We start from the raw sequence: 460 nt of genomic DNA on the forward strand, positions 1-460 counted from the left end.
GAGCACGCAGCTCGGCGTCCGCACCGGCGTGCCGCACGTCCAGCCGGATCGTCCCTCCCAGCCCCGGCTGTCCGGCCGGGTCCGCGGACGCGGGCAGAGTCGAGGCGGTGCCCATCCGGCCCAGCCGCCCGGCGACCCAACCCTTCGCCGCGGCGATAGCGAGCCCGATCGGGGCCGCCCACCAGAGCGAGATGTCCGCGAGCTCGGTGGCCAGGACACCGAGGGCTGCTTCCGCGCCGGTCCATCCGGCTCGCTCGGCCACGTCGAGGATGAGCTTCTGCATGAGGTCCTCCTGTCAGGGGGAGGTGTCGTCGGTGAGCGCGGCACCGAGCCGGTCCAGCGCGGCCTGCGCGCCGGCCTCCGCTGCCGCCCGGATCTCCGCCGCGACCAGCCCACCCCCGGATGCGAGCTGGACGACGACCTCGGTCAGCGCACCGAGCTGCGCCTGGACCTCCTTGAT

1 protein-coding gene is annotated in these 460 nt (G+C 74.8%); it reads right to left on the reverse strand.

Going from position 1 to position 460, the window contains the following annotated elements:
- Positions 1-283 (reverse strand): hypothetical protein (locus QC029_RS30570; RefSeq protein WP_279559090.1); only part of this gene is annotated, 283 nt, incomplete at its 3' end.
- Positions 284-460: the final 177 nt, after the last annotated feature.

The sequence above is a fragment of the Streptomyces sp. DH37 genome, from assembly GCF_029813835.1.
Taxonomy (GTDB): Bacteria; Actinomycetota; Actinomycetes; order Streptomycetales; family Streptomycetaceae; genus Streptomyces.